This is a genomic window from Clostridium fessum (genome assembly GCF_027698965.1).
Lineage (GTDB): Bacteria > Bacillota > Clostridia > Lachnospirales > Lachnospiraceae > Otoolea > Otoolea fessa.
Genome location: NZ_JAQEQF010000001.1, coordinates 78,467 through 91,422 on the forward strand (window position 1 = coordinate 78,467; position 12,956 = coordinate 91,422).

General features: G+C 50.7%; 13 protein-coding genes. 3 read left to right on the top strand and 10 right to left on the bottom strand.

Translation table 11 applies throughout. The features are described 5' to 3' along the window. The first annotated feature begins 324 nt into the window (after positions 1–324). Complete coding sequence (locus tag PG862_RS00280; protein WP_270706165.1) at positions 325–696, top strand: hypothetical protein; 372 nt, start codon at positions 325–327, stop codon at positions 694–696. Here PG862_RS00280 and PG862_RS00285 read toward each other — a convergent pair. The 6 genes from PG862_RS00285 to PG862_RS00310 form a co-directional block, all read right to left on the bottom strand. Continuing rightward, complete coding sequence (locus tag PG862_RS00285) at positions 641–1,267, bottom strand: HD domain-containing protein (protein ID WP_107000681.1); 627 nt, start codon at positions 1,265–1,267, stop codon at positions 641–643. The genes PG862_RS00280 and PG862_RS00285 overlap by 56 nt on opposite strands. Positions 1,268–1,467: 200 nt before the next feature. Then, positions 1,468–2,688 carry an aldo/keto reductase gene (locus PG862_RS00290; RefSeq protein WP_270487419.1) on the bottom strand — a complete coding sequence of 407 codons (1,221 nt, stop codon included), beginning with the start codon at positions 2,686–2,688 and terminating at the stop codon, positions 1,468–1,470. Next, the gene (locus PG862_RS00295) at positions 2,685–3,365 is read right to left on the bottom strand and encodes a GntR family transcriptional regulator (RefSeq protein ID WP_107000683.1); all 681 of its coding nucleotides are present in this window, start codon (positions 3,363–3,365) and stop codon (positions 2,685–2,687) included. Before PG862_RS00295 ends, PG862_RS00290 begins: the two co-directional genes overlap by 4 nt. Continuing rightward, positions 3,349–4,260 carry a 4-(cytidine 5'-diphospho)-2-C-methyl-D-erythritol kinase gene (gene ispE / locus PG862_RS00300; RefSeq protein WP_022360083.1) on the bottom strand — a complete coding sequence of 304 codons (912 nt, stop codon included), beginning with the start codon at positions 4,258–4,260 and terminating at the stop codon, positions 3,349–3,351. Before ispE ends, PG862_RS00295 begins: the two co-directional genes overlap by 17 nt. 55 nt (positions 4,261–4,315) lie before the next feature. Then, a complete protein-coding gene (locus PG862_RS00305) occupies positions 4,316–5,017 on the bottom strand; it encodes a GNAT family N-acetyltransferase (protein WP_270706168.1) in 702 nt (233 codons plus the stop codon). Positions 5,018–5,020: 3 nt separating this feature from the next. Next, the gene (locus tag PG862_RS00310; protein WP_022360081.1) at positions 5,021–5,548 is read right to left on the bottom strand and encodes a peptidylprolyl isomerase; all 528 of its coding nucleotides are present in this window, start codon (positions 5,546–5,548) and stop codon (positions 5,021–5,023) included. 283 nt (positions 5,549–5,831) lie between these two features. On the opposite strand from PG862_RS00310, the gene PG862_RS00315 reads away from it, so the two are divergent. Then, the gene (locus PG862_RS00315; RefSeq protein ID WP_107000687.1) at positions 5,832–6,272 is read left to right on the top strand and encodes a hypothetical protein; all 441 of its coding nucleotides are present in this window, start codon (positions 5,832–5,834) and stop codon (positions 6,270–6,272) included. 367 nt (positions 6,273–6,639) lie between these two features. On the opposite strand, the gene PG862_RS00320 is transcribed toward PG862_RS00315, so the two are convergent. Further along, complete coding sequence (locus tag PG862_RS00320) at positions 6,640–7,998, bottom strand: alanine/glycine:cation symporter family protein (protein WP_270706169.1); 1,359 nt, start codon at positions 7,996–7,998, stop codon at positions 6,640–6,642. Between the two features lie 241 nt (positions 7,999–8,239). Between PG862_RS00320 and PG862_RS00325 the strand changes: the two genes are divergently transcribed. Further along, on the top strand, positions 8,240–9,217 hold the full coding sequence (locus PG862_RS00325; protein ID WP_117796288.1) for a zinc dependent phospholipase C family protein: 978 nt from the start codon (positions 8,240–8,242) through the stop codon (positions 9,215–9,217). Between the two features lie 136 nt (positions 9,218–9,353). Here PG862_RS00325 and PG862_RS00330 read toward each other — a convergent pair whose 3' ends face one another. The 3 genes from PG862_RS00330 to PG862_RS00340 all read right to left on the bottom strand — a co-directional run bounded on the left by PG862_RS00330 (position 9,354) and on the right by PG862_RS00340 (position 12,948). Then, entirely contained in the window at positions 9,354–9,947 is a 594-nt protein-coding gene (locus tag PG862_RS00330) for a hypothetical protein (RefSeq protein WP_181357194.1), read from the bottom strand. Between the two features lie 188 nt (positions 9,948–10,135). Continuing rightward, positions 10,136–11,881, bottom strand: a complete 1,746-nt coding sequence (locus PG862_RS00335; protein ID WP_270706170.1) for a D-alanyl-D-alanine carboxypeptidase family protein — start codon at positions 11,879–11,881, stop codon at positions 10,136–10,138. A gap of 14 nt (positions 11,882–11,895) precedes the next feature. Then, a complete protein-coding gene (locus PG862_RS00340; protein ID WP_353956893.1) occupies positions 11,896–12,948 on the bottom strand; it encodes a glycosyltransferase family 2 protein in 1,053 nt (350 codons plus the stop codon). Between the last annotated feature and the right edge of the window lie 8 nt (positions 12,949–12,956).

Genomic DNA, 12,956 nt, shown 5'->3' on the forward strand with positions numbered 1-12,956 from the left:
ATGTTAAATCAAGTGATTTCGTTCCAGTCTGAAAATTCTCTGTCATCCGCATCCAGGATTCATCCACCTGTTACCAATAAATGCCGCCATTTTTCCACCGATTCCTGCAAGTTTTCCCATATCTACGATGGAATACTCCCGCTTCTCGCATTATGTTCCATGCTCTTATTTCTGCTTTTCTGCCTGCCTCTTCTCACTTTTACCAGAAACCAGATTCAGCAGAAAGTCCTGGCGTACGCGATCGCCCCGCCGATCCTGCAGACTCATGTGATCGACAACTGGTGGGGTGTTCTCTATCCGCCGCCCGCCCTGTCCGGAGGTGTCATGCCGGAAGAAAACTCAAAAAATCAGAGCGCCGATTCCGTCTCTGACGCTCTGATTTTTGATAACGATATGAACTGGCTGTCGCAAAAGAAGCATATCATTTTTGATGTAAATAAGAAAGATACTGCTCTGATTTCCTCTAAAGCTGACCCGATGACTTGCTCCAATCACTCGGAACGTTCTGGAACAGCTTCAGCTTCAAAAATAACCACCGAACCGACAGAATCTTCTTCGAACTCAAAAATAGCAGCCACGCACACCGTTTCCGCTGACAGCAGTCTGCCGGATAAAGCTCATGCTTCCTCCGACAATTCGATTACTCTTCGGGTAACGTGTCGTTTTTTATCTTTCCTTCCCGGAGGCTCGGAGTGATGAAATTCTCATAAGAATAGTTCCACAGCGTCTCCGAGCCCTTGGCGGTATTCTTATTTCTTCCAAGAATCTGGCTCAGGTGCACGCCGCGCGTCGCCCACGCCTTTCCCTTGGAAGCATCATTGAGCATCGTCGGCTGGATGTTGTCCATCGTATGTGCAAACCGTGCTTCCGGCGTCTCCCCGGCTTCAAATTCATCCCAGAGAGCGCGCAGTTTTTCGCCCTGATCCGGCGGCAGCATTCCGAAAATGCGCTCTGCACCCTTTAATTCTCTCTCCCGCTGGGTTTTCTTCGCCTCCTCATCATAGGCATATGTGTCGCCGGCGTCGATCTCGACCAGATCGTGAATCAGAAGCATGGTAACCGTTTTCAGCACATCGATCGGCTCATTGGAATACTCCGCCAGAAGCACCGTCATGATCGCCATATGCCATGCGTGCTCCGCGTCATTTTCCTTCCGCTCGCCGTCTGTCAGATACGTCTGGCGACCGATAAATTTCTCCTTATCTATCTCCCGGATAAATGCAAACTGCTGCTCCAGACGTTCTTTCTGTTTCTGATTTATATCCATTGTTTCCGCCTCCCTGGTCTATTTCACCACATTTCTAGTTACTGTTCACGCATACGTGCCCAGTAACGGAATTTGCCGTGGCTTCGCATTTAAATACGGCAAATTCCTGCTGCCACCACGTTTTCTTACGGCACTTTCGGTTCCAAAAGTGCCTATCCGTGAACAGTTACGGAAAAATGCCTCTTGCATTTATCCTCTCTTTACAGTCTCTTCCCTGCAAGAACCTCTTTATAATCCTTATAATTCTCCTCCAAAAGCTTCGGCGTATCCAGACCATACGGGCACATCGACTTGCAGTGTCCGCAGTGCAGGCAGTCCTCTATCTTCTTCATCTTCGCCTGTCCCTCCGGGGAGAGGTATCTCGCTGACGGAGAACGGCGCAGAAGCAGGGACATACGCGCACAGTTGTTGATCTCGATTCCTGCCGGACACGGCATACAGTAGCCGCAGCCCCGGCAGAATTCACCTGCCAGCTCTTTCTGGTCTTTTTCAATAACAGCTTTCAGCTCGTCCGTCAGTTCCGGTGGATTGCCGATGTAGCTTAAAAATTCGTCCAGCTCGCTTTCCTTCTGTACACCCCAGATCGGCAGTACATTCTCAAACTGTGCCATATAGGCATAGATCGCAGCCGAATTGGTCAGCAGACCGCCCGACAGACCCTTCATTGCGATAAATCCCATTTCGTGCTCCGCACAGGCCTTCGCCAACGCGATCTCCCGCTCGGTGGAAAGATAATTAAATGGGAACTGCAGGGTATCGTAAAGTCCCGACTCGATCGCCTCCTCCGCAATGCTCATGCGGTGGTTCGTGATGCCGATGAAACGGATTTTCCCCTGCTCTTTTGCCTCGAGCATCGCCTCATAAAGACCGCTTCCGTCTCCCGGCTTCGGACAGACTGCCGGATTGTGGAACTGGTAAATGTCCACGTAGTCTGTTTTTAAATTATGTAAACTCGTCTCCAGATCCTTCCAGAAGCCTTCCGCCGTCGTTGCCGCTGTCTTGGTCGCAATATAGATATGCTCGCGCACGTCGCTCAGCGCATAGCCGATCTTCTCCTCACTGTCCGTATAAAAGCGCGCCGTATCAAAGAAACGGACACCCGCGTCATACGCCTTGCGAAGCAGTACCTTCGCATCATCAAAAGAAATACGCTGGATTGGCAGCGCGCCAAATCCATTTTTATTAACGATAATATCCGTCTTTCCAAGGGTAACCGGCGTACCGGCTACCCTTTCTCTTTTATCCAGCATCTCTTTCAGCGCCTCGTCGCTGTCATCGATCCAGACATCCTCCTCATCGGCGTTGAGACCGAGATATTTTGCCAGTGTCCGCTCATCATCCGACCGGTTCCAACGGGAAATATAGCGATCGATTTCCTCAAATGGAATCTGTCCGGACAGGTACAATTCTTTAAATGTCATACTTCCTTCCGCTCCTTTAAATTCTTAAGTACCGTGATTTCCTGGTTATCTATGTGCCCCCTGGCTACCGCCTTTGCCTCCGCCATATGGCGCAGACGCAGTGCCGCCAATATTTTTTCATGCTCTAACTGCAAAATCTGCCGTTTATCCTCGTCCTTGATGTATTCCAGACGGAACCGGTACATCTGCTCACGCAGGTTGTTCAAAATCTGCACCAGACGCTTGTTGCGGGTCGAATGGTAGATCACGTCATGATATGCCTCGTCCGTCTCCGCGATCTTCATCGCATCGCCCTGATCAATTGCCGCTTTAAATGCTTTCTGTGCTTCTTCCAATGCCTGCATATCTTCTTCCGTCATGCGCTGGCACGCCAGCTCAATCGCCAGTTCCTCCAGCGAACGGCGCACTTCCAGCACATCTTTCAGGCTTTTTTCCGAAATTCGCGCCACCTCCGCGCCGCGCCGCGGAATCATCAGAACGAGTCCTTCCAGCTCCAGCTTGCGGATCGCCTCACGGATCGGGGTGCGGCTGACGCCCAGCTTCTGTGCCAGCTGAATCTCCATCAGGCGCTCGCCCGGTGCCAGCTCTCCCTTTAAGATTGCCTGGCGGAGTGTGTTGAATACCACATCCCTGAGTGGGAGATATTCATTCATTTTAACCTCAAAATTGTTCCCCATCTGCGTGCCCCTTCCTGTTGTAAAAACTAGTCAGGTATACCTGTTTCGCCAGATCCTGGCTGCTGCCATAGCGGAGTTCCTCATACGCCGCCTGCGCCGCCGTCTGGTTCGTAAACAAGCCAAATACGGTTGGACCGCTTCCGCTCATCAAAGAGCCGTCCGCGCCCATCTCCATCATCTTATCTTTGAGTGTCTGAATCACCGGATTTTCCGGGATCGTCACCGTTTCCAGCACGTTTCCAAGCTGTGAAACGACGCCGGAGAGGTCTTTTTTCTCGATCGCCGCCCGCATCGCATCAATATCCGGATGCGCCTCTGCGCCCAGAGACGGCAGGTTTAAGCTCTCGTACACATGCTTCGTTGAAACGCTGACCGCCGGTTTGGCAATCAGCACGCGGCACTGCGGCATCGGCGGAAGCGGTGTCAGGATCTCCCCGATTCCCTCCGAAAGAGCCGTTCCCCGCATGATACAGTACGGCACATCCGCCCCCAGACGGACGCCGCGCTCCATCAGCTCCTGTTTCGAAAGCCCCAGTCCGAACATCTTGTTGACACCAAACAGGACTGCGGCCGCATCGCTGCTGCCGCCTGCCATCCCGGCTGCCACCGGGATAAATTTCTTCATCTTGATCTCCACACCGTCGCGGATTCCAAACTCATCCATCAGAAGTTTCGCCGCGCGGTAACCTAAGTTATTTTCATTGTCCGGCAGATAATAAAGGTTCGTTGAAAGACGGATTCCCTCTTCCTCCGTCCGGTTCAGTTCGATCGCGTCGTACACGCGCACCGTCTGCATGATCATCCGCACTTCGTGGTAGCCGTCTTCTCTCCGGCGGACTACATCCAGACCGAGATTGATCTTTCCATATGCTTTCAGCTCCAGATGCCTGATCATCGGTCATTCCTCCCATCGTTCCCTTAGTGTAATCACACTAGATTGTATTTTTTCATTATTTTGTATACAAGCTATTATATCCTTTTTGCATACAAAATACAATAGAATCCTTGCAGGATGAAGGTACCTGAACGAATTCCATTTTTTCCGCCAATATCCGTGAAGCCGTGTTGGAACGCTTCGTGCAAATCCGGATCTTATCCAGCTCCAGCGTTTCAAACCCATATTTCACAATCGCCCGGCAGGCTTCCAGCGCATATCCCTGACGGCGGAACGGTTCATAAATATGATATCCCAGCTCTCCGTCCGTCAGCCCCGCCTTTCCAACCAGCACACCGTCCGCGCGGCGTTCCAGCGCCCACAAACCGCACTCGGCAAAGCGGTACTGGTGTTTCCGGTATTCCTCGCGCTTGTTCCAATCAGAAAAAGTTCCGTCGGCATCCTCAGCGGATGCCGGTTCCAACGGATCGTCCTGGGAAAATTCACGGATGATGAGGCGGTCAGTTTCAGCAATGAGCCACGGGAGAGCCAGGTGGCGGCGGACGACGCGTTCCAGGAATGTTTCATCGGCGTCTTCAGGGTCTGTAATAAGGTAAAGGCAAGATGAATAGTCGGCTGGCTGTTTTTCCTTATTTTCCCTCCATAAGCCAACAATAGCTCTCCCGGCTGCTTTCGCAGCCTGAAGAGCTTCGTTTTCATCGGAGAGAATCACCGGGTATGTCTGTCCCGCAATGGTTACTTCTCGTTCGATTGTCATAGATTATCTTTCTTTTCCTTTTTCCGGCTCCGGGTACTCCTCGCCGAAGGTGTCAACGGTCATCTTTTTGATCTTCTGCTCTTTCAGCGGACGATCGCCCCAGTCGGTGCGGACGCCGGCAATCTTGTCCACGATATCCAGACCTTCAACTATCTTCCCGAAGGATGCATACTGACCATCCAGATGCGGGGAAGTCTCATGCATGATGAAGAACTGGGAACCTGCGGAGTTCGGGTCCATCGCACGCGCCATAGAGAGAACGCCCTTGGTGTGCTTGAAATTGTTCGTAAAACCATTCTGGCTGAACTCACCCTTGATGGTATACCCTGGACCGCCCATACCATTTCCATTCGGGCATCCGCCCTGAATCATAAAGCCCTTGATGACACGGTGGAAGATCAGACCATCATAAAAGCCCTTCTTGATCAGGCTGATAAAGTTGTTGACTGTGTTCGGCGCAATCTCTGGGTAAAGCTCTGCCTTCATGATATCGCCATTTTCCATCTCAATGGTAACAACTGGATTTTTCATGTATGTTTCCTCCTGAATTTTAAAAAATACCTCATTAAGTGGTCACATTATACCATAAGAACGTTCGAAAATCGACTGTTTTTCGTTCCATATTTGTCCATTTTCTTTACATTTCGTAAGTTTCTCCTCACAATTCGTTCACATTTATGGCTTAAGATGTATAGCACAATGTCGAAATGGACATTCTATGCGAAAAGATGAATGTTGCGCTCAGGAATCATCATCTGTCCTGCATCATACATCTGTGAGCAAACTAAGTCAAAAGAAAGGTTGGTAATGTACTATGAAAAAAACATATTTTGCTATCCTGGGCGCGGCTGCGATCCTCTCGCTCGCAACCGCCTGCTCTTCCAAAAACGTGAATGAACCGACTGCTAATGAATCGTCCCAGTCCGCCTCCTCCGAGTCCAGCTCGAATGGCATGGACGAAAGCAGCCCGATGGATGATTTAAAAGAAGACGCCAAAGACGCCGTTCTTCCATCCGAAGGAACTGCCGATGCAAAACAGTCCACAATGACTGGTACGATCAGCGACATCAAAGACTTTATGTTTACGATCACCGCCGACGGAACCGATTATGAATTCAGCTTCGAGCAGGATCAGAAACCGGACGGGCTTTCTGATGTAAAAGATGGGGATAAAGTTACCGTAACGTATACGGGAACCGTCAGTGAAGTGGATGCATTCAGCGGAACCGTTTTATCAGTTAAAAAAGCGGAATAAGGATTGTTGACACACTTTATACCCGTATTTTTTATGGCAGTCTTGACAGACGAAGCACGCAAAATATCTGCGCTTCCTGCCCAGGCTGCCATTTTCGATCCTCTGAACATCAAACATACTTACCAGGATCATGGAATCCATGTTCCGCGTTCATATTTCGTTCACACTTCATTAAAAAACCTTTTACACAATTAACATGGTTTCTTCACGATTTTTCCCTATACTATAACCATAGCAACAAGCAATGCTTACAAATTTTTTTCATAATACCGAGCTGAGTTTATATCAGCTCTCCTCCCTTTTTCAATACCAAAAGACCTCTCACTGCTGGAGAGGTCTTTTGTTGTATCTGAATCCCTCAATTCTCTCACTGTTCCGGTCTTCGTACCTTCCTGCCAAGCACCACCAGCGCTGCAAGGTTTGGCACCGCCATCAGCCCATTGAAAATATCAGATACCGCCCAGACGGCTTCCATCCGGCTGACGCAGCCGAGAAAGACCGAAACAAGATAACCCCCGTGATACAAAATACATATTTTGTCGGCGCGCTTCTGTGGGACATCCCGCATCAGCCATCCAAGGGCCTGATCGCCGATGTAAAACCAAGCAAGGATCGTGGCAAAGGCAAACAGCACCATGCACGCCGCCGTCACCATGCCGCCTGCATTCCCAAAACGGGCTGCCAGAGCCGCCGCCACCGCGCCGCTGCCGCCCAGGGAACCGATCTTCTCGGTCAGATTGTGTGGAAATACACAGAGCAGTAAAAAAGCGGTCAGGCTGCACCCTATGATCGTATCGAAAAACACCTCGAAAATCGCCCACATTCCCTGTTTCTGCGCTTCCTGCCTCTGTCTTAGCCTCCCCTTTCCCTCACTCATCCCATGCAGCACCGCCAGACTCCCCAGGCCCGCCTCATTGGAAAACACACCGCGCGATACCCCGCTCCGGATCGCCGCTGCCATTCCGTACCCGGTCATCCCGCCCGAAATTCCTGAAAAATTCAAAATACTGCTTCCATCCGTCTGTCCTGCATTATCTGCCAGTCCAAATGCCCCGCCCACAATGTTCCCCAATATTTCTGGTATCTGATCATAAAAGCTGAACACGGCGATTCCACCTGCCAGCAGATACAGCCCCGCCGATACCGGTACCAGCACCGAAGCCGTCCATCCGATGCGTTTTGCCCCGCCAAAGAGTACCACGGCGGTCAAAACTGCCAGTATGATACCGGTTCCAAGCGGCGGCAGGGACGCTGCATAGCGCAGACTATCCGCCAGAGCCCCCGCCTGTACCATACATCCCATTCCAAGCGACGCCAGCACGCAAAACAGGGCATAGCATTTTCCAGCAAAACAGCTTCCAACCCCATTTTCCAGATAGACATAAGGTCCGCCCCCATACAAAATTCCCAGATAAACCTCCGTATATGCCAGCGCCATCCCCAGAAATGCCGCCGCCCACATCCAGAACACAGCACCCGGACCACCGATCGCCAACGCGGCTGCCACGCCCGTGATATTTCCCGTTCCGACCGTCGCCGCCAGCGCGGTGCAGGTCGTCAAAAGCTGTCCTTTCCCGCCGCTCCCAACCGTCTCTCCCCACCAGACTCTGATATGACAGATCGGAAATCCCCGCAGACGCACCATGCAGAGGACTCCAACCGCCAGAAACAGTCCCAGAAGCCACGGTCCCCACACCATTTTCTGTACGATTCTGAGCGCTTCCATCCGAGCACCTTTCTATATCTATTTTCACTCTATCAAACCAATCTTATGATTTACTATGATATTTTATTCTCCAAGCCGTGATATTGCCTTCCGAGAACTCTCTTTCCATCCACATTTTCTTACACTTTCTGTAAACATCCGCAAACCCCATGACAAACCAGACCGGCAGTGCTACAATAAGCATATCGGACAGGCGGACAAATTTCCAAATCTCTGTCCATCTGGAAAGGATGAAAACAATATGCCAGGTTTTACCACGCACTATATATTCGGCATGAAAGCATACAACGATATGCCGTTCACACCCTTAAAACACACGATCGCCAAATACCGCTGGCTCTACCAGCTCGGTCTGCAGGGACCGGATATGTTTTTCTATAATATCCCGATCCTGCGCCACCGCGATTACCGCAACGTCGGTTCCTATATGCACGAACACAAGGTAAACGCCTTTTTTGAGTGCTGTCTGCGCCGTATTGGAACCATCCGCTCGCGCCAGCAGCAGGAGGAAGCCATCTCCTATCTGGCCGGATTTATAAACCATTACATTGCCGATTCGATCTGTCATCCTTACGTGTACGGGCGCATCGGCTATCCAGTGGATGCCCCGACCTCCATGCATCACGGGATGCACGCACATCTGGAAAACGAGCTCGACGCGATCCTGCTCTGGAAATATAAAAAAAAGAAGCCGTCCGAATTTAACCAGACCGCCACGATCTGTCTAAATGGACAGGAAATCCAGTTTATTTCCCATTTCCTGGCTTCCTGCATCAACGAAACCTATTATCCGATCACCTACCGCAACAACTTCCAGGTTACTCCGGCGATGGTGCACCGCTCCATCTGGGCGCTGCGCTTCGGCTGCCGGACACTCTCGGACAAGAACGGCAAGAAAAAATTCGGCATTGCACAGGTCGAATCCATCTTCGTCAACCACCCAGTTGCTTCCGCGAAAATGGTAACGGACTCCGTAACCGACTACCGGAGCAGCTGTAACCTAAACCACGAAGCATGGGGCAACCCGTGGGATCCGACCCGCGTCTCAACCGCCTCGTTTGTTGATCTCTTCCATGAAACATTGGACAAATGCAGCCGTGTCTATGCGCTTTTAAACAGCGCCGTCACAGACAACATGCCGTTAGATAAACAGGATTTATCGCCGCTTCTGGCTGAACTGGGGAATGAGTCTTATCACAGCGGACTACCTGTTGAGTGAAAACACGTACTTCGGTTCCTGGTAAATAAAAGCTGTCATATGAAGAACACTCATCTGTTTCTCATATGACAGCTTTTTTGATCACTTTTCTCTTAATTATACACAGAAAATATCCCGTGTCTGTGCAGACAACCTCTTATTCTGCGTTCTCTGTCTCTTCCTCCGCCTCAGTCGTATCGTACTCGCCTGCTGCTTCTTTCTCTTTCACCTTGGAAATCAGCTCTTTGGTATCCGGAAGTTTGAAATCTGCGCCAGCCTCATAGGAACCACTGATAAACCATGCGTCCTCGTTATCCTGGTCGCTCTCCGGAACGATGCTGTAGGACAGTGCATACTGTTTCCACAGTCCGCCGTAGGAATCTTCACCGGACATCTCAATCGAGAAGTCCTGGGTGTGGACAATGTCGTTGAATCCCTTGATTAAATCTTCCGCATAGGTTCCTATCTGATCATCCGGCAGATCATCTGCCACTACCCAGATCAGCATGATCTGTTTCTTGTTCGGCTCCATATAGAAATGGAAATCGCGGCCGTACTCGTAGGTACTTGTATCCTTAAACATGTCTTCCGCGTCCGTGCTGACCTGTGTCCAGTCGATCTCAACATTTTCCTGGGTCTCAAAATTCGGATCTCCGACTACCGTCTCAGAAGTCGGTTTTACAATCGTACTCTCCGTGCATCCGCTGAGCAGCGCCATACACGCAACCATCATTATCAGAAGTTTTTTCATCGTGTTCTTCTATCCCTTCATTCACTCATTCACAGCCGGAACCAGCCCGAACCGCATGGCTATTATATAATATCGCCTTTTGTTTTTGTAGTCATTTTAGAAAAATTCAAAAAATCTTCATACTTTCCAAAATTTCCCGTAAACAATCCATCTGGACCATTTTACCGCCATTTAGCGCATCCAGGTTGTCAATCCAAATCCTCAACCGTAAGCTCTGTGTCATCCTCCTGCACACCCTGCTGTGTTTTGGCATCCTCTGCCTCTTTCTGTGCAGGTTTTTCTTTCAGCGGCTTCTTTTCCGTGGAACCAGTTCCTACTTTTCCACTCTCTGCCAGCCGGGACGCGGCTGCATCTGCCGCCGGAACCTGTCCTGAACCAGATCGCACATCCATGTCAGACTCCGCCTGCTCTGTGCTCTCATCTGCCTCCGCTGTGCCAGGCGCCCTGTAGGACGCGCCCATCCGCTTTTCAAGCAGTTTTTCAAACTCTTCCCGCGAACAGCCGATCTCCTGCAGACGCTGTCTTCTCCGTTTTCTCCGCTCCTCCTGGCGTCTCTTTTCTTCCTGATGACGCTGGTAGAACAACCATACAAGCGCCGCACACGCCGCTGCCAGAAGCACACTGACGACCACAATCAGCACCGTTCTCACCGATACTTTCGGAAGTTTCGGCAGGGTCAGGTGGAACGAAGATTTCGCCTGCTTCGGTTTTCCGGACGCGCCTGTATTGGATGCTGCCGGATCCGATGCCGTATTTCCGTCATCCGGAGCCGTCTCCCCGTTTGCTGCCGCTTCTGCCGCCGATGCGCTGATCAGATACACCTGTCCGATCTTGCGGTCGTTGTATTTGTAAGAAAGCAGTGCCACCGCGCCCAGCGGTGCATCCTCCGGCAGATCCGTTACCACCGTCTTCTCCGCATCCGCAAACGAAGCATCCTTCGGGATCGTGATGACTGCCGACGTATCCATCGATAAATCGGACGGCTGATAGCTATTGTCTCCGATCTGCACCGGCTGATCGCCGCTTGTGTATGCCGTCTCATTTTCCGAAATATTTACATTTTCAAACCGTAGAAAGCCGAAATCCAGCAATGCAATCGTATCCTGATAATGGGTCGCCTGCGTACTCTTCATCGTGACCGCAATCTGGCGTCTGTCATCCTTGATCGCATAGGTAACAAGCGTCTGCCCCGCAACGGATGTGTAACCGGTCTTTCCGGCCACCGCATATGGATAATAGTTCGGACTCTCTGTGTCAGTCGTGATAAGAAGCTTATGCTCCGGCTGAATGGTCACACCGTCCGGATTGTTCTTCGTCGCCGGTAATCGGTAGCTCTTATCCTTACTGATCGTTAAAAGCGTGTCATTTTTATACGCCGCCGATGCGATCAGCGCCATATCATACACCGAAGTGAGCTGTGTGTCGTCATTCAGACCGGACGGATTCGCAAAATGGCTGTTCTCACAGCCAAGCTCCGCCGTCTTCTCGTTCATCATCTTCACAAAACCGTCGCGGCTTCCGCCCACATGCTCCGCCAGCGCATTCGCCGCCTGGTTGGAAGAACGCATCAGCAGCAGGTAGAGACAATCGCGCACCGAAAGCGTGTCGCCCTCCTCGATGGCGTTCTTGTTTCCGCTGCCATCTTCCACGTTGTAAACGGCATCGTGGGAAAATGTGACCGTATCATCCAGACTGCTGTTCTCAATGACTACGAGCGCCGTCAATATTTTCGTGATACTTGCCGGCGCCTTCTGCACATGGATGTTCTGCCCGAATAAAACCGCCCCGGAGTCCGCATCCATGACAATGCCTGCCTCCGACTCGATCCCCGTATCCGAGGGCCAGTCCGGCTTTGCAAATGCCGTCATCGGCATTCCGGCAGCCATCAGTGCCGTGATCATCAAACTTATCAGTAAACGTCTTAATCTCTTCATACGATTCCTTCCTGTCAGCTTTCCTTTTCCGGAAATCCTTTTGTATCATGAACGATATAAATTGGACGATCCTTCAATTCTGTAAACAGGATCGCGATATACTCCCCGATAATTCCCACAATCACGAACAGCATCGCGAACATAAAGCATAAAAGCACTACGATCGTCGCGTAACCATTGGGCGTTCCTTTGACCGCCCACTCATAAATCGTTTCCAGCATCACGAGCAGCCCCAGAAAGCCCACAATAATTCCCGAGTAAATGCCGAGCTTTAGCGGCAGATCCGAAAAGCAGAGAATCGTATTGATCGAAAATTTAAATAATTTCCGGATGCTGTACTTGCTCTCGCCCGCCACCCTGGCTCTCGCCTCATACTCGATGGTCGTCCGGTTAAATCCGATATTCTGCACATAGCCGCGCAGGAAACGCACTTTTTCCCGGTAATTGGTCTTTAACACCTGCGCCGCATTGGCAGTCAGCGCAAAGAAATCGGATGCGTTATTTTCCAGCTTCACATCTGAAATCTTGTTCAAAAATTTATAAAAAGCAGAAGACGTCAGGTTTTTGATGAATCCAGCCGATTTATTTTTCGTCCGGACCATGTTGATAACCTCATAGCCCTCTTCGAATTTTTCGATTATCTGCGCCACACATTCCGGCGGATGCTGCAGATCGGCATCCATACACACGATGCCCTCCCCGATGCTGTGATCCAGCCCCGCAAGCATCGCCGCCTCATGGCCAAAGTTGCGGGAAAAGTTGATCACACGTACCCGCGGATCCGCTGCCGCCAGTTCTGCCAGAATCTGCCCCGAGGCGTCCGCACTTCCGTCGTTGACAAAAATCAGTTCGTAATTCCACGGCAGCGCCTCAAAAACCGGAGTTGCCTCCCGATAGAACTCATGCAGCGCCTTTTCCTCGTTGTAAACAGAAATCACGATCGAGATCGTCTTTGGTTTCTGTCCGTTCATATTTTCCATCCTGTTCTGCATGGTCGACTGTCTGGTTTCATTTTTCTTCTTATCTTCCATGCTGTCTGTCCGTTTTTTCTTATCTTTCTTACTCATATTTCATC